General features: G+C 66.7%; 21 protein-coding genes. 10 read left to right on the forward strand and 11 right to left on the reverse strand.

Annotation, left to right across the window (positions count from 1 at the left end; all coding sequences use genetic code 11):
- Positions 1 to 11: 11 nt before the first annotated feature.
- Both HTY51_RS06790 and HTY51_RS06795 read left to right on the forward strand, forming a co-directional pair.
- A complete protein-coding gene (locus HTY51_RS06790) occupies positions 12 to 3,758 on the forward strand; it encodes a filamentous hemagglutinin N-terminal domain-containing protein (RefSeq protein WP_174252025.1) in 3,747 nt (1,248 codons plus the stop codon).
- Between the two features lie 107 nt (positions 3,759 to 3,865).
- Positions 3,866 to 4,141: a hypothetical protein gene (locus tag HTY51_RS06795; protein ID WP_174252026.1), complete on the forward strand. Its 276-nt coding sequence runs from the start codon at positions 3,866 to 3,868 to the stop codon at positions 4,139 to 4,141.
- 53 nt (positions 4,142 to 4,194) lie between these two features.
- Here HTY51_RS06795 and HTY51_RS06800 read toward each other — a convergent pair whose 3' ends face one another.
- The 3 genes from HTY51_RS06800 to HTY51_RS06810 all read right to left on the reverse strand — a co-directional run bounded on the left by HTY51_RS06800 (position 4,195) and on the right by HTY51_RS06810 (position 6,324).
- Entirely contained in the window at positions 4,195 to 5,229 is a 1,035-nt protein-coding gene (locus tag HTY51_RS06800; protein ID WP_174252027.1) for an alpha/beta fold hydrolase, read from the reverse strand.
- A complete protein-coding gene (locus HTY51_RS06805; RefSeq protein WP_174252028.1) occupies positions 5,226 to 5,609 on the reverse strand; it encodes a DUF302 domain-containing protein in 384 nt (127 codons plus the stop codon). The genes HTY51_RS06800 and HTY51_RS06805 overlap by 4 nt, the downstream gene beginning before the upstream one ends.
- A gap of 94 nt (positions 5,610 to 5,703) precedes the next feature.
- The gene (locus tag HTY51_RS06810) at positions 5,704 to 6,324 is read right to left on the reverse strand and encodes a C40 family peptidase (RefSeq protein ID WP_174252029.1); all 621 of its coding nucleotides are present in this window, start codon (positions 6,322 to 6,324) and stop codon (positions 5,704 to 5,706) included.
- Between the two features lie 105 nt (positions 6,325 to 6,429).
- Between HTY51_RS06810 and HTY51_RS06815 the strand changes: the two genes are divergently transcribed.
- The 4 genes from HTY51_RS06815 to HTY51_RS06830 are packed head-to-tail and all read left to right on the forward strand — an operon-like array spanning position 6,430 to position 9,505.
- Positions 6,430 to 7,407 (forward strand): MDR family oxidoreductase, encoded by a 978-nt coding sequence (locus HTY51_RS06815; protein WP_174252030.1) that lies wholly within the window; start codon positions 6,430 to 6,432, stop codon positions 7,405 to 7,407.
- A gap of 10 nt (positions 7,408 to 7,417) precedes the next feature.
- Positions 7,418 to 8,041 carry an isochorismatase family protein gene (locus HTY51_RS06820; protein ID WP_174252031.1) on the forward strand — a complete coding sequence of 208 codons (624 nt, stop codon included), beginning with the start codon at positions 7,418 to 7,420 and terminating at the stop codon, positions 8,039 to 8,041.
- 25 nt (positions 8,042 to 8,066) lie between these two features.
- A complete protein-coding gene (locus HTY51_RS06825) occupies positions 8,067 to 8,612 on the forward strand; it encodes a DUF1566 domain-containing protein (protein ID WP_174252032.1) in 546 nt (181 codons plus the stop codon).
- A gap of 38 nt (positions 8,613 to 8,650) precedes the next feature.
- A complete protein-coding gene (locus HTY51_RS06830) occupies positions 8,651 to 9,505 on the forward strand; it encodes an alpha/beta hydrolase (protein WP_174252033.1) in 855 nt (284 codons plus the stop codon).
- A 70-nt stretch (positions 9,506 to 9,575) separates the two neighbouring features.
- On the opposite strand, the gene HTY51_RS06835 is transcribed toward HTY51_RS06830, so the two are convergent.
- The 5 genes from HTY51_RS06835 to gtdA form a co-directional block, all read right to left on the reverse strand.
- Positions 9,576 to 10,619, reverse strand: a complete 1,044-nt coding sequence (locus HTY51_RS06835) for a TRAP transporter substrate-binding protein (RefSeq protein ID WP_174252034.1) — start codon at positions 10,617 to 10,619, stop codon at positions 9,576 to 9,578.
- A gap of 86 nt (positions 10,620 to 10,705) precedes the next feature.
- Positions 10,706 to 12,025 carry a TRAP transporter large permease gene (locus HTY51_RS06840; protein ID WP_174252035.1) on the reverse strand — a complete coding sequence of 440 codons (1,320 nt, stop codon included), beginning with the start codon at positions 12,023 to 12,025 and terminating at the stop codon, positions 10,706 to 10,708.
- Between the two features lie 82 nt (positions 12,026 to 12,107).
- Positions 12,108 to 12,590: a TRAP transporter small permease gene (locus HTY51_RS06845; RefSeq protein WP_254607010.1), complete on the reverse strand. Its 483-nt coding sequence runs from the start codon at positions 12,588 to 12,590 to the stop codon at positions 12,108 to 12,110.
- 35 nt (positions 12,591 to 12,625) lie between these two features.
- Positions 12,626 to 13,321: a fumarylacetoacetate hydrolase family protein gene (locus tag HTY51_RS06850; protein WP_174252036.1), complete on the reverse strand. Its 696-nt coding sequence runs from the start codon at positions 13,319 to 13,321 to the stop codon at positions 12,626 to 12,628.
- Positions 13,318 to 14,373 (reverse strand): gentisate 1,2-dioxygenase, encoded by a 1,056-nt coding sequence (gtdA, locus tag HTY51_RS06855; protein ID WP_174252037.1) that lies wholly within the window; start codon positions 14,371 to 14,373, stop codon positions 13,318 to 13,320. Before gtdA ends, HTY51_RS06850 begins: the two co-directional genes overlap by 4 nt.
- A 216-nt stretch (positions 14,374 to 14,589) precedes the next feature.
- Here gtdA and HTY51_RS06860 point away from each other — a divergent pair, with 216 nt between their 5' ends.
- Complete coding sequence (locus HTY51_RS06860) at positions 14,590 to 15,030, forward strand: MarR family winged helix-turn-helix transcriptional regulator (RefSeq protein ID WP_174252038.1); 441 nt, start codon at positions 14,590 to 14,592, stop codon at positions 15,028 to 15,030.
- A 28-nt stretch (positions 15,031 to 15,058) separates the two neighbouring features.
- On the opposite strand, the gene HTY51_RS06865 is transcribed toward HTY51_RS06860, so the two are convergent.
- Both HTY51_RS06865 and HTY51_RS06870 read right to left on the reverse strand, forming a co-directional pair.
- The gene (locus HTY51_RS06865; protein WP_174252039.1) at positions 15,059 to 15,361 is read right to left on the reverse strand and encodes an antibiotic biosynthesis monooxygenase; all 303 of its coding nucleotides are present in this window, start codon (positions 15,359 to 15,361) and stop codon (positions 15,059 to 15,061) included.
- 302 nt (positions 15,362 to 15,663) lie between these two features.
- Positions 15,664 to 17,541, reverse strand: coding sequence for a diguanylate cyclase domain-containing protein (locus HTY51_RS06870; protein WP_254607011.1), 1,878 nt, complete (start codon positions 17,539 to 17,541; stop codon positions 15,664 to 15,666).
- 170 nt (positions 17,542 to 17,711) lie between these two features.
- Between HTY51_RS06870 and maiA the strand changes: the two genes are divergently transcribed.
- Both maiA and pgeF read left to right on the forward strand, forming a co-directional pair.
- Positions 17,712 to 18,377, forward strand: coding sequence for a maleylacetoacetate isomerase (maiA, locus tag HTY51_RS06875; RefSeq protein WP_174252041.1), 666 nt, complete (start codon positions 17,712 to 17,714; stop codon positions 18,375 to 18,377).
- 15 nt (positions 18,378 to 18,392) lie between these two features.
- Positions 18,393 to 19,151: a peptidoglycan editing factor PgeF gene (gene pgeF, locus HTY51_RS06880; RefSeq protein ID WP_174252042.1), complete on the forward strand. Its 759-nt coding sequence runs from the start codon at positions 18,393 to 18,395 to the stop codon at positions 19,149 to 19,151.
- On the opposite strand, the gene HTY51_RS06885 is transcribed toward pgeF, so the two are convergent.
- Complete coding sequence (locus tag HTY51_RS06885; RefSeq protein WP_174252043.1) at positions 19,083 to 19,391, reverse strand: hypothetical protein; 309 nt, start codon at positions 19,389 to 19,391, stop codon at positions 19,083 to 19,085. The genes pgeF and HTY51_RS06885 overlap by 69 nt on opposite strands.
- A gap of 79 nt (positions 19,392 to 19,470) precedes the next feature.
- Here HTY51_RS06885 and HTY51_RS06890 point away from each other — a divergent pair, with 79 nt between their 5' ends.
- The gene (locus tag HTY51_RS06890; protein ID WP_174252044.1) at positions 19,471 to 21,186 is read left to right on the forward strand and encodes an alpha/beta hydrolase; all 1,716 of its coding nucleotides are present in this window, start codon (positions 19,471 to 19,473) and stop codon (positions 21,184 to 21,186) included.
- The last annotated feature ends 25 nt before the right edge of the window (positions 21,187 to 21,211 follow it).

Below are 21,211 nucleotides of genomic sequence, written 5' to 3' on the forward strand. Positions count from 1 at the left end.
AAAGGTTCATCATGACGAGCAGACGACTTTCTCACCCTTCTCCTGGCCGGCACCCTGCCGGCAGGCCCGAGCGCCTGGTGCTCAAGACCCTGCCACTGGCTGTGGCCCTGTGCTTCGGGTCGACTGTGCGGGCCGATATCAACCCCGACACGGCCGGTTTGCCCATGGGCGGCACGGTGGCGGCCGGCAGCGTGGCCAGCAACCTGGTGGGCAACACCCTCACCATCACCCAGACCGGCAACCGCGCCATCCTCGACTGGACATCCTTCAACATCGACAGCGGGAAAACGCTGGTCTTCGTGCAGCCCGGTGCCAGCGCCGCCGTGCTGAACCGCGTCTCGGCGAGTGCCGGCCTGTCGGAAATCTACGGCACCCTCTCGGCCAACGGCATGGTGCTGCTGATGAACCCGAACGGCGTGCTGTTCGGCAACGGCGCGACGGTCAACGTCGGCTCCCTGATCGCCACGACCGGCACGGTCAACGTCAGCCGCTTCATGGACGATGTCAACGACGGTGTCATCGCCATCACCGGCGCCACCGGCAGCGTGCGCAACGAGGGCAGTATCACCGCCCACAACGCGGGCCTGGTGGCCCTGGTGGCGCCTTCGGTGCTCAACCAGGGAAGCATCGTCGCCACGGGGGGGCGGATCGCCCTGGCGGGGACCGACCGGGCCACGGTGACGCTCAACGGCGGCCTCTTCGAATTCGCCCTGCCTGCGGGCGCCATCGGCACCAGCGTGTCCAACGACGCCGGTGCCAGCCTGGAAGGGGCACAGCTGCTCATGACCACGGGGGACGCCGCCGATCTCGTCTCCGGCGTCATCAACCTAGCGGGGATGCAGCAGGCCAGCAGCACCCTGGTGGTCAACGGCGACGTCGTGCTGCTCCAGTCCGCGCTGGATGCACCCAGCGTCAGCGGCAGTTCGAATCGCATCGAGGTCAGTCCGGGGGCCCGCGTCCATGACGCGATCAGCATTGCCAGGACCGGCTCGCCTGGCGACGGGGCGACGGTCGTGCTCAAGGCCGGCGACCATGCCGAACAGATCTTGCTGAACAAGGCTAACCTGAGCTTGTCGGGGGAGGCAGGTGCCAGGCTGCTGGTGCCCGATGCGGCCGAGGTCAACGGTATCACCCTCAGCGCCGCCAACGTGACCGTGGAAAACCTGGAGATCGTGGGGCCGCTGAACCAGCCGTACTACGACTACTACGCCACCCCGCGGTCCAACATCAGCCGCGGCATCGCGGTGGCCGACGGGGTCACCGGCTTCACGCTGCGCAACAACAACCTGCACGACCTGCGCACCGGTATCCTGATCCACGGCCGCAACAGCACGGGCAGCGTCAGCGGCAACCGCATCGAGAACACCAAGAGCGGCATCTCGGTGCAATACACCGATGCCAGCGGCATCGCCATCAGCGGCAACAGCCAGGGGGCCAGCGGCAACGAGTGGGGCCTGAACCTGCACCTCAACGGGCACCTCGTGGGCGGCACGATCGTCAGCAACAGCACGCCCATCTCGACTGCGCCCACGCCGGGCTGGCAGCAGAGCCTGCTGGACCTGAGCAGTGCCAACAACGGCTGGACAGTGCAGGACCAGGGCTACACCGCGTCCAACCGAACGCATGTGCAGGTGGCCGGCAGCGGGGCGGCCAGCCACCAGGGCAGCCGGCTCACGCCGATCGACACCGTCCAGGGCGGCATCAACGCGGCGGTCAGCGGCGGCACGGTCAAGGTGGCGGCCGGCAGCTACACCCAGGCGGCGACGCTCAACGTCAACAAGCCGCTGACCCTGCTCGGTGCCGGCGAGGTGGCAACAACCCTCGATGCGCGCAGCATCACTGCCGGCTACGGCATGCTCGTCACCGCCGATGACGTCACCCTGCGCGACTTCACCTTTTATGGCCCGTCGGCTTTCTACGCCTCGGCCTATGGCATCAAGGTCTCGCCCTCGGGAACGGCGGATGCGCGCCTGCGCAACTTCACCATCATGAACGTCACCAGCCGGGGTGCCGGCAAGGCCGAACTCGACCTCAACGGGGTCAATGGGGCCCTCATCGACCATGTCACCCTCAACGGCGCGCCGGTGGGCAACGACGCGGGAAGCACGCAGGGCGCGGGCCTGCAGCTCACCGACAGCGCCAACGTCACGGTGCGTGACAGCACCACGCTGAACAACGCCTGGGGCGGGCTGGCCTTGTACCAGGCCAACCGCAGCTACAACCAGCAAGTCAACGCCATCAGCATCGCGGCCGACAACCAGTTCCATGAAGTCAACCCGGTCTACCTGCAGGACGAGTCGGCGCTGCACGACTTCGGTACGCTGGACATTGCCGGCTTCGATTACGCGGTGCGCAATGCGGCCAGCACCGGCAGCAGCCAGTACACCTGGCTGCAGGCGGCGCTGCAGCCGGCCTACGACTTTGCCGTCAACCTGCCCGGCGCTGGGGCGAGTTTCATCCAGGGCTGGGATGGCGCAGGTGCGACGCAGGACTACGCGGTCGGTGTCGGTCAGCTGGCGGGTGGCGGCACGCAGGCCATGTCGATTGCCAGTGCGCTCAGCCAGTCCGGTAGTGGCGCGCAGATCACGATCGGGGCCGGCAGCTACAACGAAACCGTCAGTCTGGCCGGTCGGCGCAACCTGCGCTTTGCCGATGCCACCCTGCAGGGGCTGGTGTTCCAGGTGGGCGCTGCGGACAGCGGTATCGGCGGCCAGGTGACGGCCACCGGAGCGGGTGGCATCCGTGCCGATGCGGCACTCCAGTTGCTGGCCGACACCCGGCTGGCCACGACCGGCGCCGACATCAACCTTGACGGCCACATCAGCAATGCCGCTGGCGGCTCCTACAGCCTGAGCCTGGTCGCAGGTTCCGGCAGCAACCGCGGCAACGTGAGCATGCGCAGCGGTGGGACGGAAAGCAGCCCGCTGGAACAGTTCGACGTCAGCGCAAACCGCTACAGCCTGAGTGACACCCTGTGGGTCCAGCGCTACCAGATCAACGCCCTGGGCCTGGTGGCCCTCAGCGACCATACCCTGCGCGCGCTGGATGCCACTGGCAACAGCACGCTGACCACCAACGGCGACGTGACGGGCAGCACCATCAGCCTGGGCAACGTGGCGGTGCAGAGCAGTGGTGATGTTTCGGTGAGTGTCAGCGCCGGCGGCGATGCTTTGGTTGCCGGCAACAACATCACGGGCACGATCGCCGGTGCGGACGTGGCCGTGACGGCGCAGGGAAATGCGAATGTGGACGTCGTGGCCACGCAGACGGCCACTTTGGCGGCCGAGTCGGTCAGCGGCTCCGTCAGTGCGCCTGCGCTCGTGGTGGACGCCGGGGGCAGCGTTCAGCTGGAACTGCAGACCCAGACGGCCACGGTGCATGCCGATGGGCCGGTCATCCTGTCCGGTGACTCGTCGAGTCTCAGCCTGGATGCATCCGGTGGCAGTGTCAGCGGCAATTTCGGCCAGGTCAGCAACACCGGCGAGGGTGTCGTCACCGTCAATGGCCGGCCCGAGCTGAGCCAGAACCTGGCGCAGAACGCCGACAACAATCGCGTCCTGCCCGGCCGCTCAGCGCTGTCGGAGGGCGCATTGCCTGACACGCCCTCCGACCGCAGGCCAGGACCGGGGAGCATCTTGGCCCAGCTGGGCGAAGTGCAGATCGCGCGCGGCTCGCCGGCCCAGGCCGGTGGTGCGATCGACCGCGGCCAGTCGGTGGAGATCGACCTGTCGCCCGGTCACGACAAGGAACCAAAGTAGTCCCGACCGCTCCAATGGTCATGGCTCGGAGTACCAGCACCAATGGTGCTAGATTCCGCAACAGGGTCACTGTGGACCTGGCCTCTTGATACTGGAGTGAGATCGTGATGAAAAAACTGGGATGGTGTTGTGGCCTGCTGGCCGTTCTGGCCTGGCCGGCGGTGCATGCCGAGGAAGAGCGCTTCGTCGACAAGGCCGCGCGCACGACCAAGAAGACCGGTGAGGTGGCCGAGCAGGGCATCCAGAAAGGTGCCTCGGCCACCAACAAGGGTGTGACCAAGGCTTTCGAGGTCGTGAACGAGAAGGTGTTCAAGCCCGCTGACGGTTGGATCCAGGACAAAGTGGGCAACAAAGGCAGCGCGGAGAAACCGGCCGGCAAATAAGCCGCCCTTGCGAACCGCACACCACAACCCTGAGGGCCCCGGCCTTCAGGGTTTTATTTTTTTCCGTAGACGAAGTCCAGGATCACCGCGTGGAAGCGCTCGGGTTGTTCCAGGTGCGGTACGTGGCCCACGCCGTTGAACTCCTTGAGTACGGCACCCGGGATACGCTGTTGCGCGGCACGGCCGAGCACGGGGAAATTGCCCATGGGCCGGACCACCTCGGGCGGCGCGAAACGGCGGCCGAACACGGTGCGGTCGCTCTGGCCGATGATCAGTAGCGTGGGCACCTTGAGCTGGGGCAGTTCGTTGTAGATCGGCCCGTCGTAGATCATCTGGTAGGTCAGGGCCGAGACCTGCGCGTAGCGCGGGTAGTCGCCGCTGAGCTGCACCCGCGCGAACTGCTCGACAAAACGCTCGTACTCGGGTTTCCAGGTCGGGAAGTAGCTCTTGACGAAGTTGCGGTAGCTCGCCGGTGTCTGCGCCATTTCCAGATTCACGAGGGTGGGCGTCTGCTGGGGCGGAATGCTGGCCACGTAGTCTTCCAGGCCCAGCGGGTTCTCCAGCACCAGGGCCACCACACGCTCGGGGTAACGGCGCGCGAAATGCACGCCCAGCATGCCGCCCATGCTGTTGGCGATGACCGTGGTCCGGCCGACTTTGAGGTGGTCCAGCAGCCGTGCCGTGTTCTCGGCCAGCATGCCGAAGGTGTAGCGCATCTCGGGCTTGGACGACTTGCCGAAGCCGATCTGGTCCGGGGCGATCACGCGAAAGCCGTAGGTCGACATGGCGCGCAGGGTGTTGGCCCAGTAGTCGGCGCCGAAGTTCTTGCCGTGCAGCAGCACGACGGTCTGGCCGTTGGGGTTCTGCGGCTTGACGTCCATATAGGCCATGCGCACCGGCCGGCCCTCTACTTCGAACTGCAGCATCTGCACCGGGTAGGGGTAGGCCCAGTTTTCCATGGCCGTGCCCAGCGGCTCTGCACCGGTATAGCTGGGGCTGCTGTCCTGGGCCTGGGCCCAGAGGCAGCTGCCCGCCAGCAGCAGGGCTGCTGTCTGGCGCAGGAATCGGTGCAGGGCAGGTGGAGTCATTTCGCCTCGTTGATCATCAGGGTGGTTTTCTCGTCGACTTCCCGGGCCACCTGGCTCAGGGCCGGGTCCTGGGAGAGCATGGCCAGCATGTCGGTGGGCTTGATCATGCCGATCCTCGTTTTTCCTTTTTCAGTGTAGACGGAAATGCGGCAGGGCAGGGCCATGTTCATCTGCATGTCGCTGGCCAGCACCTTGGCCGCCTGGGCCGGGTTGCAGACCTCGAAGACGCGGCAGTTCTCGGTGAAGCTCAGGCCCTTGCTGCGCAGGGTGTTGCCGATGTCGTGGACATGCAGCACGCCGAAGCCGTGGCGTTTGACGGAGGCGTCCAGATCGGCGGCGGCCTGTTCGAAGGATTTGGCGGTGTCGACGGTATAGAACATGGGGATTCCTCTTGGGTGAGTGACGGGGACGCGGCATTGTGCCGCATTCCCCCCAAGGTATCTGCAAGTTGGCAGCACACGCCGCCCGGCTGCTTCAGTAGCCGGTGTCGCGCGGTCCCGCCGCGGTGGCGGTCTGGACGACCCGGCGGGCGCCGTCAAAACGCCGGTTCCAGTAGTTCACGCGCATGTCCTCGATGCGCACCACCGCGCCGGACTTGGGCGAATGGATGAAACGGTGGTCCCCGACGTAGATCCCGACATGGCTGTGGGCCGGGCCCAGGGTGTTGAAGAAGACCAGATCACCCGGCTGCAGGTCGTCACGGGCGATGGCCTGCGTCGCGGCGGCCTGCTCGGCGGCGCGGCGTGGCAGTTGCAGACCGAAATTCTGCTCATAGAGTGCGCGCACAAAACCGCTGCAGTCAAAACCGGAACCGTAGTTGTTGCCGCCGCGCTGGTAAGCCACGCCCAGGGCGCCCATGGCGGCCACCACCAGGCCGGACATGTGCTGCGTCCCGTCCTCGGCGGAGGACTGGGGCCGGCTGTCGCCCAGCTGCGGGGCCGAGGGCAGGGGCCTGGCCGCGGACGTGCCGGCAGGCTGCTGCTCTACCAGCCCGCGGGCACTGAGGAAACGGTCCAGGTCGTCGCCCGCGCCATTGGCGCCTGCGCGCGCGCAGGCGAACAGACTCAGCAGGAGGGCAACACAAGCGTGACGCATGCGGTTAGCATAGGGCGATGCGCTTGCTGCTGTCAATTAAAGCTTTTTCGTGATAAACACGATAAGTCATTGATTTTAAATAAATTTATACCAATAAATCTATCCATGTTCAAAGCCCTCGTGTTGGACAATGCCAACGGATTCCAGGCCACTCTGCAGTCCGTGGACGAAGCCCGCCTGCCTGCCGCCGATGTGACCGTGGCCGTGCAGTACTCCACGCTCAACTACAAGGACGGGCTGGCCATCTGCAACAAGAGCCCGGTGGTGCGCAGCTGGCCCATGGTGGCCGGCATCGATGGCGCCGGCACCGTGCTGGAGTCCAGCCACCCGGCCTGGAAGGCGGGTGACGCCTTTGTGCACAACGGCTGGGGGGTGGGCGAGACGCACTGGGGTTGCCTGGCCGAAAAAGCGCGCCTCAAGGGCGACTGGCTGGTCAAACTGCCGGCGGCTTTCACGCCGAGACTGGCCATGGCCATCGGCACGGCCGGCTACACCGCCATGCTCTGCGTGCTGGCGCTGGAAGATCACGGCGTGAAACCCGGCACGGGCGAGGTGCTGGTGACCGGCGCCACCGGCGGCGTGGGCAGCGTGGCCATCGCCCTGCTGGGCAAGCTGGGTTACCAGGTGGTCGCGGCCACCGGCAAGGTGGCCGAGGCCGACTATCTGAAAGCGCTGGGTGCCAGCGCCATCATCGACCGCGAGGAACTCGCCAAGCCCGGCAAGCCTTTCCAGAAAGAGCGCTGGGCTGCGGTGGTCGATGCCGTGGGCTCGCACACCCTGGCCAATGCGCTGGCGCAGACGCGTTACGGCGGCGTGGTGGCCGCCTGCGGCCTGGCCCAGGGCATGGACCTGCCCACCACGGTGATGCCCTTCATCCTGCGTGGCGTCACGCTGGCCGGCATAGACTCGGTGATGGCCCCTTTGCCCAAGCGTCAGCGCGCCTGGGACCGCCTGGCGCGCGACCTGGACCCGGCCCTGCTGGAGCGCATGGTCGAGGAGGTGCCGCTGGCAGACGTCATCACCAAGGCCCAGCAACTCATGGCAGGCCAGGTACGCGGTCGTGTCGTGGTCCGCATCGCTTGAAGGAAACAGGATGCTGCTCGAACTCGAAGACTCCCAACTGCTGCTGGTCGACTTCCAGGCCCGGCTCATGCCCGCCATCCACGAAGGGCACGCCGTGCTGGCCAATGCCCGGCGCCTCGTCCAGATGGCACGCCTGCTCAAGGTGCCGGCTTTCGTCACCGAGGAAAACCCCGAGAGCCTGGGCGGCACGGTCGCCGAACTGCAGGCGCTGATCACGCAGGCCGGTGGCAAGACCTTTGCCAAGATGAGCTTCAGCGCCGTGGCCGATGGCCTGGCCGAGCTGCTGCGCCCGCCGGCCCGGGCCCCGCAGGGCAACGCGCGCAGCCTGCCCAAGCACCTGCAGAAACCGGCCCAGCCAGCGGAGGGGCGCAACACCATCGTGCTGGCCGGTTGCGAGGCGCATGTCTGCCTGCTGCAGACGGCGCTGGACCTGCTGGACGACGAGTTCGAGGTCTGGGTCGTGACAGACGCCTGCGGCTCGCGCAGCGAGCGCAACCGCGACGCCGCCTTCGACCGCCTGGCCGGCGCCGGTGCCGAACTGGTCACCACCGAAATGGTGGCCTTCGAGTGGCTGCGTTCGGCCGAGCACCCGGCTTTTGCCGAGGTGCTCCAGCTGGTGAAGGCGGGTGCCTGATGCCCCGCGCGCGCAGGAGCGGATCATGAAACGAGTGCTGTCGTCGGCCCTGTTGATGCTGCTGGCCGGTCTGGCCGCGGCGCAGGCCACACCGCCGGCCGCCGCCGTCCCGGTCCCGACGGCCGACGGCCAGTACGTGGTCGATCCGCGCAGCAAGCTGGCCTGGCCCCGCTGCGTGGAGGGCATGGCCTGGAACGGCCGGACCTGCACCGGCCAGCCGCGCCTGATGACCCATGGCGAGGCGCTGGCCCTGGCCAGTGCGCGTTTCAAGGCCGAGGGGGTGGCCTGGCGTTTGCCGCGCCTGACGGAACTGCGGCGCTGGGCCGCCAGCGAGCAGGGACTGGCCCTGTTCCCGGCCGCGCCCCTGGACTGGCACTGGACCAGCACCTCACGCATCGACAGCACGCAGGCCAACCCTTACAACTACAACAACATCACGAGCGGTTCGGGCACGCAGGACCGGCTGGGCGTGCAGCAGGGCTGGGCGGTGCACATGGGCACGGGCGATGCCCGGGGTGATGTCGGGCGGCGCACGCCACTCATGGTCAGGCTGGTGCGCCCGCAGTTCTGAGTTCCGGGCGTCTTGCCTTGCCAGTTTGGAGGACCGTCATGCCGAACTTCCCCTCTGCCAGCCGTGCCGGCTGTCTGGCCGCCGGTCTGCTGCTGGCCGGCAGCGCAGCATGGGCCGCGCGCTGCGGCGACGTCGTCACGCTCACCACCCATGGCGACACGCGCACTGCTTATGCCTACGTTCCCGCAGCGGCGTCGCCGGGCCCCAGGGTGGCGCTGGTCCTGCTGGCGGGCGGCGGTGGTCATCTGCAACTCGATGAGCAGGGCTGTCCGCGGGCCCTGGCGGGCAACTCCCTGGTGCGCTCGCTGCCGCTGTTCCACGCCGCCGGTCTGGCCACGGCACTGGTCGATGCGCCCTCCGATCACCGGGGCGGCGATGGCCTGGCCGGCTTCCGGGCCTCGCCCGAGCACGCGCAGGATCTGGGCCGTGTCATCAGCGATCTGCGCGCACGCAGCCGCGCGGCCGCCGTCTGGCTGGTCGGCACCAGCCGCGGCGCCATCTCGGCCGCCAATGCGGCGAGCCGGCTCAGCGGCCCGGCCGCCCCCGACGGCCTGGTGCTGACCTCGCCCGTCACCTCGGGCAATCCCAAGGGCCAGAAGTCCTGGGTGGCGCAGACCGTGTTCGACCTCTCCCTGGAAGCCATCCGCATGCCCGTGCTCGTGATCGGCCACGCGCAGGACAAGTGCCTGCGTTCCCCGGCCGCGGAGAACGAACGCATCACGGCGCGCACCGAGGGCGTGCGCGAGCAGCTCGTCCTGCTGGATGGCGGGCCGGGGCGCGCCGGCCTGTCGGCCGTGGAGGCTTGCGAAGGGCGTTCGCCGCATGGCTTTCTGGAGCAGGAGGCCGAGGTGGCCGCGGGCATCGTGCGTTTCATCGGCGGTGCCCGCTACTAGGCCTTGCGCCCAGACGTAAAAAAAGCGCCCGGCGGGCGCTTTTTTAATGGGGCGTCGATCGCTCAGGCGTTCAGGCCTTGCCGTGTTTGGCGATCAGGTCCTTGGCGCTCTGCAGCAGTTTCTTGCCGTCGAAGCCGCGCTTGTCCATGTCCTTGACCCATTCGTCATCCACCTGGGCGGAGAGTTTCACGAACTCGGCGGCTTCGGCATTGCTCAGCGTGTAGATGGTGTTGCCGCGCTCCACCGAGGGCTTGCGGCCCGGGATGTCGCTTTCCTGCTGTTGTTTGCCCAGCCAGCCCGAGGTGGCCAGGCCGGAGTTGTTGTCGATGACCTTCTTGAGGTCGGGTGCCAGCGACTCGTACCTGGCCTTGTTCATGGTCATGACGAAGGTCGTGGTGTACAGGCCCGTGTGGCCGGCCGGGAATTCGGTGTGGAACTTGGTGAGTTCGTGCACCTTGACGGCCGGCACCACTTCCCAGGGGATCACGCAGCCATCGATCGTGCCCTTGGACAGGGCGTCCGGAATCTGCGGCAGCGGCATGCCCACCGGCGTGGCACCCACGGCCTGCAGCAGCTTGGTGACCTGGCGGGTCGGGCCGCGCATCTTCAGACCCTTGAGATCGGCCGGGCTCTTGATCTGCTTGGCCTTGGTGTGGAACATGCCCGGGCCGTGCACGTGCAGGGCAAGGGGGTGGGTGTCCTTGAACTCGTCCACGGCCACGGTCTGCACGTATTCCCAGTAGGCCTTGGAAGTGGCCTCGGCATTGTTGAGCATGAAGGGCAGCTCGAACACCTCGATGCGCGGGAAACGACCGGCCGTGTTGCCCGGCAGGGTCCAGACCACGTCGACCACGCCGTCGCGGGCCTGGTCATACAGCTGCACCGGCGTGCCGCCCAGCTGCATGGCCGGATAGGCCTCGAACTTGATGCGGCCACCCGAATCCTTCTCGACCTTGTCCATCCAGGGCTTGTGCATGGTGTTCCAGACGGCCGACATGGGCGACATGAAGGTGTGGAACTTGAGTGTCACGCTCTGCTGGGTCAGGCCCAGGGTGGGGACACCCAGCGCGGCGACGGCGGCACTGGACTTGAGCAGGGTACGGCGTTGAATCATGGGGGTCTCCTGAGATGGTCAGTCGGCACCTTAGCTGAAATCTGCCCCGGTACATGCTGGGGCTTTCCCTCAAAACACCCGATCCCCTAGCCCACGTACTTCACCAGCCACAGGGAGATGGCCGGGAAGAACAGCAGCAGCAGGGTGCGCAGCACGTCGCTGGCCAGGAAGGGCATGACACCCCGGTAGCTCTCGCTGATGGGCACGTCCTTGGCCATGCCATTGACCACGTAGACGTTCAGGCCCACGGGCGGTGCCAGCAGGCCGAAACCCACGGTCATCAGCACCATGATGCCGAACCAGATCGCCACCGATTCAGCGGGCAGGCCGAAATCCAGGCCCATGACCAGGGGGAAGAAGATCGGGATGGTCAGCAGGATCATGGACAGCTCGTCCATCACCGCGCCGAGTACCACATACACCAGCAGGATGGCGGACACCACCATCAGGGGCGGCAGGCCCCAGCTGCCGACCAGGCTGGCCAGCTGGGCTGGTACCTGGGTCAGGGCCAGCGCGGCGTTCATCAGGTCGGCGCCGATGAAGATCATGAAGATCATGGCCGAACCTTCGGCCGTGGCGTAGAAGCAGTGCCTGAGCTTGGCCCAGCTCAGCTCGCGCTTGAACAGGGCGGCCACGAAGGTGGCCGCCGTGCCCACGGCTGCACCTTCGGTGGGCGTGAAGATGCCGCCGTAGATGCCGCCGAAGACGATCAGGAAGATCAGCGCGATCGGGATCACGCCCAGCAGCGACTGCAGGTTGATGCGTTCGGTCACGGTGTCGTGTTCGGGGGCATGGCCCGGCACCAGGCGCACGTAGACGGCGATGGCCGCCATGTAGCCCAGCATGGCGATGATGCCGGGCACCATGGCTGCGGCGAAGAGTTTGGCGATGTTCTGTTCGGTCAGGATGGCGTAGATCACCAGCGGGACCGAAGGCGGGATCAGGATGCCCAGGGTGCCGCCGGCGGCCAGCGTGCCGGTGGCCAGGCGGCCCGAATAACCGTGGCGTTTCATCTCGGGCAGGGCCACCGAGGTGATGGTGGCCGCCGTGGCCACCGAGGAGCCGCAGATGGCGCCGAAGGCCGCGCTGGCCATCACCGAGGCCATGGCCAGGCCGCCGCGCACGCCCGCCATCAGGGCGCTGGCGAAGGCGAACAGGGCCTTGGAGATGCCGCCCTGGGTGGCGAAGTGCCCCATCAGGATGAACAGCGGGATCACCGACAGGTCGTAGCTGGCGAAACGCGCGAAGGCCTGGGTGTTGAGGAAGTTGGACAGCGGCAGCCAGCCGGCCTGCAGCAGGTAACCGGCACAGCCGGCCGCGAACATGGCGATGGCAATCGGGATGCGCACGGCCATCAGCCCCAGCATCACGCCGAAGATCAGCAGGGTCAGCAGCAGCGGGCTCATATACAGGCTCCCACGCTTGCCACTGCGTGTGCTGCGCTGCCCCCCGAGGGGGCCCTCGCGCCTTGGGACGGCCCGGCGGCGCTCATGCTGCGGCCTCCGGCTCGAAGCCCTGCAGGGCCTGCCACAAGCCGATGCAGGCCGTCAGCACCAGCGGCGGGACCATCAGCGTGTAGACGATCCACTCGGGAAAACCCAGCATCATGGTGGTGGACTGCGTGTTCCACGCGCTCAGGCCGCCGAGCACCGTGCGCCAGGCCAGCAGGGCCATGACCAGGCCCAGCAGCCCGGCGCCCAGGCGGTCGAGCCCGGCGTTGGTGCGCGGGCTGGCGCCCGAGGTGAAAAAGTCCACGATGATGTTGCCGCGGCGGAACTGGCACCAGGGCAGGAAGAGGGCGATGGCCGCGCCGGCCGCTACCCCCGTGAGCTCGAAGTCACCGACCAGGGTGGTCCCGGTGGTGTTGCGCCCCAGCACGCTGAGACAGGTCATCAGCGTGATGACGGTCAGCAGCACCCCGGCCAGGATGGCGCAGAGCCCGGCCAGCTTCCCCAACAACTTGTGCATCATGGCCGGGAATTGTAGGGGTGCTGCTGTGCGGCTTGTCAGACGACCTTGAGCTTGATGGCCGTAAGGCCGGCCACGCCACCTTCCATGACATCACCCGGCACCACCGCGGCCACACCCTCGGGCGTGCCGGTGTAGATCAGGTCGCCGGGGCGCAATTCCCAGGCGGTGCTCAGGTGTTCGATGATCTCGCCGATGTTCCAGATCAGCTTGCTGACATCGCTGCGCTGGCGGTCCTGGCCGTTGACCTGCAGCCAGATCCCGGCCTTCTCCACGTCGCCGGCTTGCGCGGCCGGCGTGATGGCGCCGATGGGACAGGCCTCATCGAAGGTCTTGCCGATGCACCAGGGGCGGCCCAGTTTCTTCTGCTCGCCCTGCAGATCGCGCCGGGTCATGTCCAGACCGACGGCATAGCCCCAGATGTGTTTCTTCGCATCGGCCGCCTTGATGTTCTTGCCGCCGGTGCCGATGCAGGCCACGAGTTCGATCTCGTGGTGGAAGTCCTTGGTCAGGCTCGGGTAGTGCAGATCCGGGGTCTGGCCCGGCTCGATCACCAGGCAGTTGTCGGCCGGCTTGATGAAGAAGAAGGGCGGCTCGCGGCCGGTGAAACCCATCTCCTGGGCGTGCGCTACGTAGTTGCGGCCCACGCAGTAGATGCGGCCAACGGGGAAACGGTCCTTGCTGCCGACCACGGGCACGGAGACCTGGGCCGGGGCGGTGATGACAAAACTCATGCGAGCCTTTCTTCCTTGTGGATGCCCAGGGCCTCTTGCACCGGGCGGTCTGAAAAACTGAAGAGCACGCAACCGGTCGTCGACTGCAGGCGCAGCGTCTGCCAGGAGGGCACGACGAAATGGTCGCGGGCTTGGAAGTCGAATCGTACCGGGCCCTGCGGGCCGGTGATGTACGCAGTCCCCGCACCTTCCACCACGCTATAGACCGCGCCATCGGTCTGGCGCCAGGCCTGGCCCTCGAAGCCGGCGGGCAGGCGCTGCAGGAAAGGCTGGAGGGTGGGCATGGGCGTGCCGCCGGTTTGCGGGTTGATGTAGCGCAGCTTGTAGCCGTCCCAGGGGTCGATGGGCGCGCAACGCTCGAGCTGGTGCAGGGCTTCGCGGCTGCGCTCGTAGGGATAACTGAAGAGGGGTGAGGTGCTGCCGAAGGGCGCATCGCTGCGCACCGGGGCCATGTTGTGGCCGTAGCGCGCGAAGCTGCTGCCCTCGGGCCGCGTGACCGTCTGCGATTTGGCCGCGCCGTTCTCGGCGAAGCCGGCATCGAAGAAGCGGATCATGGGGATGTCCAGGCCGTCGAGCCAGACCACGGGCTCGTCCACCTCGTTGCCATGGTCGTGCCAGGTCCAGCTGGGCGTGATGATGAAGTCGCCCGGGTGCATGGTGCAACGCTCGCCGTCCACGGCCGTGTAGGCGCCCGTGCCCTCCACGATGAAACGCAGCGCACTCTGCGTGTGGCGGTGGCTGGGCGCCACCTCGCCCGGCAGGATGAGCTGCAGGCCGGCGTAGAGCGACTGCGTCACGGCCGACTGGCCGCGCAGCGCCGGGTTCTCCAGGATGAGCACACGCCGCACCGCCTCCTCGGCGGTGATGAGTTCGCCGGCGCGTTTCAGGTAGGGCCGCACTTCCTCGTACTTCCAGTGGGCCGGCACGCAGGGCGAAGCCGGCTGCAGTGGCACCAGGGCATGCAGCACCTCCCACAAGGGGCTCAGGTTCAGCGGCGACATGTCGCGGTAGAGCGACTGGCGGGCGGTGGCGGAAGGGTGGGGGGCGTTCATGGCCGGTTCCTGATGGTGAAGCCGATGGTAATGCCGCGCGCACATCGGGCCGGGGTAAGGATGGCGCGTGAACGCGGCCGGCCATCAGGCAGATCAAGGAGAGCTGCTGTTTAATAAGCATACATATTAGCAAGCCGGGGCGCCGCCCGGGTTTTCCCGGGGGCGGCCGGCCCCTGCGCCAGCCGAATACACTTGCCCACCAGGACGACGAACCCCATGAGCAAGAGTTACGACTTTCCCCACGCCCCAGGTCACCTGATCCGCCGGGCGCACCAGGTTTCGGTGGCCGCCTTCATGGAAGAGACGGCCGGCTACGACGTCACGCCCGTGCAGTTCGCCCTGCTCAACGCGCTCATGGACACCCCGGGGGCAGACCAGGTCACGCTGGCCGCACGCGTGGCTTTCGATCCCGCCACCTCGGGCTCGGTGATCGGTCGTCTTGAGGCCAAGGGCTGGGTGCGGCGCGAGGCCGACCAGAACGACCGCCGCCGCAAGCTGCTCTGGATCACGCCCGAGGGCGAGGCGACCGTGCAGCAGATGAAACGCGCCGTGGCGCGGGTGCAGACCCGCATCCTGGGGCCGCTCAATGCCACCGAGCGCGAGCAGATGATGCGCCTGCTGACCAAGCTCGTGGCCGGCCACGACAAGCAGGGCTGAGCAGCTCTGCGCCTGCCGGCTTAGGGCTTCAGCTCGACTTCGCCAGCAGCGTGAAGTGCTCCACCTGCGGTGGCGCCGCGAAGAAGGGGCCCACGATGGCGCGCCAGTCGGCAAAGGCCGGCGACTGGCGGAAGTGCACGGTGTGGTCCTCCAGCGTGTCCCAGAAGATCATCAGGATGTAGCGGTCCGGGTGCTCGACCCCTTTGTTCACCTTGAAGCCGCGATAACCCTGTGCCTTGCTGATGACCGTGGCCAAGCCGCGCTGGATGGCTTCGTCAAAGGCGGTCTGCTGATCGGCGTGGATGCGGATGTCGGCTATTTCGAGAATCATGCGGGTCTCCTGATACGGGTGCTGGGCAGGCCGCCAGTCTACTAGGGCCTGTTCATTCTCAGGATGCGTTGCGGATCAAAAAAGTCATGCGGTAGGCGCGTGGACGCAGCCGGGGTCGCCCCCGGCAAGTCCGCGCAACACCCCGCGTGGCTTTTTTGGCCGCAACCCGGAGGGAACGTGCTTAAAACCGCGCCACTCGTCGTTGCACTCCTAGCCCAGGCGGCCAGCCTGGGCGTCGTCGCGCGCCTAGATTGGCGCGGTTTTAAGTACGTTCGCACTTGAGAAATTAGTGTGAACAGGCCCTAGCGTCCGTCGGACGTGGCCTCACCATCCTGTTGCAGCATGGCGGGGTCGAAGAAACACAGCGTATTGCGGCCGGCGCTCTTGGCCTTGTACATGGCCAGATCGGCCTGCTTGATCAGTTCTTCGCGGCTGTTCTGCAGGCCACAGAAGATCGTGGCGCCGATGCTGGGCGTGCTCAGGTGGGCATGGCCGTTCAGGTCATAGGGGCGGTTCAGACTGGCCAGGATTTTCTGGCCGACGGCCATGGTTTCCTCCCGGGCCACGGTGGCATCGGGATTGAGCTCTTCGAGCAGGACCACGAATTCGTCGCCGCCCAGGCGCGCCACGGTATCGGCCTGTCGCACGCACTCCTTCAGGCGCTGCGCCACCTGTTGCAGCAGCAGGTCGCCGTAATCGTGCCCCAGGGTGTCGTTGAGTTGCTTGAACCGGTCCAGATCGATGAACAGCAGGGCGCCGTGGTGCCCGCTGCGCATCGAGGCCAGCATGGTCTGCTGTATCCGGTCCTGCAGCAGCCGGCGGTTGGGCAGCAGGGTCAGGGCGTCGTAGAAGGCCAGCGTGTGGATCTGGTCTTCGGCCGCCTTGCGCTCGCTGATGTCGTGCATCGTCGCCACGTAATGCGTGACCGTCTCATCCGCGCCCCTGACCGCCGTGATGGTGACGGATTCAGGGTAGATTTCCCCGTTCTTGCGCCGGTTCCAGATTTCGCCCTTCCAGCTGCCGGTCGTCCTGATGCGCGCCCACATGGCGCTGTAGAAGGCGGCGTCGTGGCGGCCGGAACTGCGCAGGCGCGGGTTCTTGCCCACGATGTCCCCGGCGGTGTACCCAGTGATCTCCGTGAAGGCGCTGTTGATGCGCAGCACGATGCCGTTCTCGTCGGTGACGAACATGCCTTCCTGGGTCTGGAAGGCTTTTTCGGCAATCCGCAGCTCGACCTCGTCCTTGCGGTGCTGCTGCATGGCCCGGCCCAGCAGCCACAGGGCGCCGATCACGACCAGGCTGATCATGCCGCCCAGCACGAACAGCACCTCCTTGAGTCCGCGGATCTCTGCATGGGCGGTTTCCGGTGAACGTGACACCACCAGCAGCAGCGGGTAGGTGCTGACCCAGCGGTGGGCGATGCCGCGTTCAACCTGGTCGAGTATCGAGTGGCGCAGTGAGTAACCCGCACGCTGGTTTTGGTACTCGGCCAGCTGTGCAGCATCCAGCCGGCTGTCCCGGTATTTCTCCAGGTCGACCGAGCGGCTGATCAGCGCGCCGCGTGCCGACAGCACCGACATGATGGTGTCGGTGCCGATGTCCAGCGTCTGGATGAAGCGGGTCAACTGCTCGGGCGGCAGGAAGATGACCATGACGCCGAGAAAGCGCCCGTCCTTGCCCAGCAGGGGGCGGGCCAGCTGCAGCCCCCAGCGCTTGCTCAGGCGTCCCAGGACCGGATCGCTGATATACAGCTGGTCCGGGCCGCCGTCGGCAAACACGCGGAAATGTTCGCGGTCGCCGAGATAGGCGGGGGCCGGCTGGCCCGGTATGTCGGTGAATTTCGGGTAGCCATCCTTGCCGATGACGGTCACGTGGACCTCGAAATCCCGGAACGGTCCCTCGCGCAGCAGGCGGATCGTGCGTTTGATGTCTTCGGGATGGTCCAGGTATTCGGCGCGCAGGAAGAGCAGGGCGTTGTCCAGGCTCCCGATCTGTCGTACCAGGGTGACGTCCAGAACCTCCGACAAGTGCACCAGCTCATTGCGGAACTTGTCCAGGTGGTCCTGGTGGATGCGCCGGGACTCCCACAGCACGGTGGCCCAGATCAGGCACAGCAAGAGGGCGCCGAACAGGGCGAGCTGCAGCCTGGGGGTGTACAGCAGCCGGCCCCGGCGAGGCAAGGGGCCCCCGGCATGTGCCCGGTGATGGACGTCTTGTTTTTCGTGGGGCATCGCAACGACTTTTTATTTTTGGTTTTGTCCAGCAGCTGGCGCAATTGTAGGTTGCCGTGCGCGCACGCAGTGCCCCATGGGTGCCAACAATTCACGCGTTACGGTTTATCCTCTGGGGCATGAAGCTGCACAACTACTTCCGCTCCTCCGCTTCCTTCCGCGTGCGCATCGCGCTGGCGCTCAAGGGCCTGGGCTACGACTACATCCCGGTGCACCTGGCGCGCGGCGACCACAAGCTGCCCGGCTACGCCGAGGTTTCGGCCGACCGCCTGGTGCCCCTGCTCGAAGTGGACGGCGAGCGCCTCTCGCAGTCCATGGCCATCATCGAGTACCTGGACGAGACCCATCCCCAGCCGCCGCTGCTGCCCGCCGACGCGGCCGGCCGCGCCAAGGTGCGCGCCCTGGCTCAGTCCATCGCCTGCGAGATCCATCCGCTCAACAACCTGCGTGTGCTCAAGTACCTGGTGCGCGAACTCAAGGTCAGCGAGGACGCCAAGAACACCTGGTACCGCCACTGGGTGCGTGAGGGTCTGGAGAGCTTCGAGCGCCAGCTGGCCACCCTGGCCACTCAACGCCAGCAGGCCGGCCTGCCGCCCTCGGTCTACTGCTGGGGCGACACGCCCAGCCTGGCCGACTGCTGCCTGGTGCCGCAGATCTTCAACGGCCAGCGCTTCGAGGTGAGCCTCGACGGCCTGCCGCTGACCATGGCCGCCTTCGATGCCTGCATGGCGCTGCCGGCCTTCCAGCAGGCGCAGCCTTCCAGTTGCCCTGACAACGAGCCTTGAACGGAGCGTGATCAGGTGCATCCCGACTGGCTCGTCCCCAAATGGCCCGCAGCGCCTGGGGTGCGTGCGGTCTGCACCACGCGTGCCGGCGGCCGTTCCCTGCCGCCTTATGACAGCCTGAACCTCGGTGACCACGTCGGCGACGACGCGCTGGCCGTGGGCAGCAACCGCGCCGTGCTGGCGCAGGCCCTGGGCGCGCGGCCGGTTTTCCTGCAGCAGGTGCATGGCCGTGGCGTGGTGGCGCTGGATGCGCACACGCCCCAGGGCACCGAGGCCGATGCCTGCCTCACGCGCGAGCGTGGCGTGGCCTGCACCATCATGGTGGCCGACTGCCTGCCCCTGCTGCTCACCGACGCCCGCGGCAGTGTCGTGGCCGCCGCCCATGCCGGCTGGCGTGGCCTGGCGGGTGAGGGCGGGGTGGGCGTGATCGAAACCCTGTACGCTGCCCTGCAGGTCGACGCGCGCGAACTCATGGTCTGGCTGGGCCCCTGCATCGGCCCGCAGGCCTTCGAGGTGGGGCCCGAGGTCAAGCGCGCTTTCGAGGCGCACGACCCGCAGGCTGCGGCCTGTTTCCGCCCGGCAGCGGCGCCGGGCAAATGGCTGGCCGACCTGCCGGCCCTGGCCAGAGGGCGCCTGGCAGCGCTGGACATCCGCCAGGTTTATGGCAACGACGGCTCACCATCCTGGTGCACTGTCATGAATCCTTCACGGTTCTTTTCGCACCGGCGCGACCGCGTCAGCGGCCGACTGGCCGCCTGTATCTGGCTGGGCTGAGCCGGGCTGCGCATCCTGGGCCAGTTGCCAGGTGGCCTGTTCCTCGGCCTCGCGCTGCCGGCGCAGCTTCTTGCGCGCCGGTGTCCCCAGGATGTAGAGCAGCAGGGCCACCGGCCCCACGCCATACAGCAGGAAGGTGATGATCGCGCCCAACACGGTGCCGATGGGGCTGGTGGCTTCGGCCACGGCCATGAGCAGGGCCACATAGAGCCAGCCGATGGCGATCAGGATCAGAAACATGAGTAAATTGATCGGTGTCAGGATATCGAAGGCTCAATCCTGACATACTGGATGCGCATTTCCAGCACGAGGACCCAGCGTGACACAGGATACCCCCGAATTTTGGGCCCAAGCGGCGCAGCAGTTCCAGCAGGCCTACGGTGACAGCTGGCTCAAGCTTTTCCAGTCCTTCCAGGGTGGGCATCCCGGCCAGGGCACGGCCGCACTCCCGGCGATGGAACATCCAGTGAGCATCCCGCCCGACAAGCTGCAGGCCCTGCAGCAGCAGTACGTGCAGGACCTGGCGCAACTCATGCAACAGGGCGCTGGCGCGGCCGTCACCGGTGACCGGCGTTTCGCCGCGCCGGCCTGGGGCGAGAACCCGCTGGCGGCCATGGCCGCCTCCACCTACCTGCTCAACGCCCGCCTGCTGATGGAGATGGCCGATGCCGTGCAGGCCGACGCCAAGACGCGCGCGCGCATCCGCTTTGGCGTGGAACAGTGGGTGGCGGCCAGCGCGCCCAGCAACTACCTGGCCTTCAATGCCGAGGCGCAGAAGAAGGCCATCGACAGCAAGGGCGAAAGCATCGCCCGGGGCCTGCAGAACATGCTGCACGATCTCCAGCAGGGCCATGTCAGCATGACCGACGAAAGCCAGTTCGAGGTGGGCCGCAATGTGGCCACCAGCGAGGGCGCGGTGGTCTACGAGAACGAGCTCTTCCAGCTGATCGAATACAAGCCCTTGACCGCTCAGGTCTACGAGCGCCCCCTGCTGCTGGTGCCGCCCTGCATCAACAAGTACTACATCCTCGACCTGCAGCCCGAGAACTCGTTGATCCGCTATGCCGTGGCCCAGGGCCACCGCACCTTCGTGGTGAGCTGGCGCAACCCCGACGAATCCCTGGCCCACACCACCTGGGACGACTACATCGAGGACGCCGTGATCCAGGCCATAGCGGTCACGTGCGAGATCAGCGGCGCCGAACAGATCAACGCCCTGGGTTTCTGCGTGGGCGGCACCCTGCTGGGCACGGCCCTGGCCGTGCTGGCGGCGCGGGGCGAGCTACCCGTGCACAGCCTCACCCTGCTCACCACCTTCCTCGACTTCAGCGACACCGGTATCCTCGACGTCTTCATCGACGAGAACTCGGTGCACCTGCGCGAGCAGCAGATGGGGCAGGGCGGCCTGATGGCCGGGCGCGACCTGTCCTCCACCTTCAGCTTCCTGCGCCCCAACGACCTGGTCTGGAACTACGTGGTGGGCAACTACCTCAAGGGCGAGACCCCGCCGCCCTTCGACCTGCTTTACTGGAACAGCGACAGCACCAACCTGCCGGGCCCCTTCTACGCCTGGTACCTGCGCAACACCTATCTGGAAAACAACCTGGTCAAGCCGGGCAAGCTCACCGTCTGCGGCGAGAAGGTGGACCTGCGCAAGGTGGACCTGCCCGTCTACATCTACGGCTCGCGCGAAGACCACATCGTGCCCATCCCCGGCGCCTACGCCAGCACCCAGCTGCTGCCGGGCAAGAAGCGCTTTGTCATGGGCGCCTCGGGCCACATCGCGGGTGTCATCAACCCGCCCGAGAAAAAGAAGCGCAGCCACTGGATCCGTGCCGACGGCAAGCTGCCCAGGACCCTGGACGAATGGCAACAAGGTGCAGAAGAACACGCCGGCAGCTGGTGGCCCGACTGGGCCGCCTGGCTTGAGAAACAGGCTGGCAAGAAAATTGCTGCACCGAAAAAGTACGGCAAGGGCAGCAAATACAAGGTGATTGAAGCGGCCCCGGGCCGTTATGTGAAACAGAAGGCCTGAACGGCCTCGCAACGCAACAGGAGAC

The sequence above is a fragment of the Rhodoferax sp. BAB1 genome (assembly GCF_013334205.1).
Classification (GTDB): Bacteria; Pseudomonadota; Gammaproteobacteria; order Burkholderiales; family Burkholderiaceae_C; genus Hylemonella.

Bases quoted from the DNA above. Each gene is read 5' to 3' on its own strand.
- HTY51_RS06850 (WP_174252036.1), bottom strand. From the start codon at position 13,321: ATGAGTTTTGTCATCACCGCCCCGGCCCAGGTCTCCGTGCCCGTGGTC.
- gtdA (WP_174252037.1), bottom strand. From the start codon at position 14,373: ATGAACGCCCCCCACCCTTCCGCCACCGCCCGCCAGTCGCTCTACCGC.
- HTY51_RS06805 (WP_174252028.1), bottom strand. From the start codon at position 5,609: ATGTTCTATACCGTCGACACCGCCAAATCCTTCGAACAGGCCGCCGCC.
- HTY51_RS06860 (WP_174252038.1), top strand. From the start codon at position 14,590: ATGAGCAAGAGTTACGACTTTCCCCACGCCCCAGGTCACCTGATCCGC.
- HTY51_RS06835 (WP_174252034.1), bottom strand. From the start codon at position 10,619: ATGATTCAACGCCGTACCCTGCTCAAGTCCAGTGCCGCCGTCGCCGCG.
- HTY51_RS06810 (WP_174252029.1), bottom strand. From the start codon at position 6,324: ATGCGTCACGCTTGTGTTGCCCTCCTGCTGAGTCTGTTCGCCTGCGCG.
- HTY51_RS06815 (WP_174252030.1), top strand. From the start codon at position 6,430: ATGTTCAAAGCCCTCGTGTTGGACAATGCCAACGGATTCCAGGCCACT.
- HTY51_RS06830 (WP_174252033.1), top strand. From the start codon at position 8,651: ATGCCGAACTTCCCCTCTGCCAGCCGTGCCGGCTGTCTGGCCGCCGGT.
- HTY51_RS06845 (WP_254607010.1), bottom strand. From the start codon at position 12,590: ATGATGCACAAGTTGTTGGGGAAGCTGGCCGGGCTCTGCGCCATCCTG.
- HTY51_RS06800 (WP_174252027.1), bottom strand. From the start codon at position 5,229: ATGACTCCACCTGCCCTGCACCGATTCCTGCGCCAGACAGCAGCCCTG.
- HTY51_RS06790 (WP_174252025.1), top strand. From the start codon at position 12: ATGACGAGCAGACGACTTTCTCACCCTTCTCCTGGCCGGCACCCTGCC.
- HTY51_RS06840 (WP_174252035.1), bottom strand. From the start codon at position 12,025: ATGAGCCCGCTGCTGCTGACCCTGCTGATCTTCGGCGTGATGCTGGGG.
- HTY51_RS06820 (WP_174252031.1), top strand. From the start codon at position 7,418: ATGCTGCTCGAACTCGAAGACTCCCAACTGCTGCTGGTCGACTTCCAG.
- maiA (WP_174252041.1), top strand. From the start codon at position 17,712: ATGAAGCTGCACAACTACTTCCGCTCCTCCGCTTCCTTCCGCGTGCGC.
- HTY51_RS06865 (WP_174252039.1), bottom strand. From the start codon at position 15,361: ATGATTCTCGAAATAGCCGACATCCGCATCCACGCCGATCAGCAGACC.
- HTY51_RS06825 (WP_174252032.1), top strand. From the start codon at position 8,067: ATGAAACGAGTGCTGTCGTCGGCCCTGTTGATGCTGCTGGCCGGTCTG.
- HTY51_RS06795 (WP_174252026.1), top strand. From the start codon at position 3,866: ATGAAAAAACTGGGATGGTGTTGTGGCCTGCTGGCCGTTCTGGCCTGG.
- HTY51_RS06885 (WP_174252043.1), bottom strand. From the start codon at position 19,391: ATGTTTCTGATCCTGATCGCCATCGGCTGGCTCTATGTGGCCCTGCTC.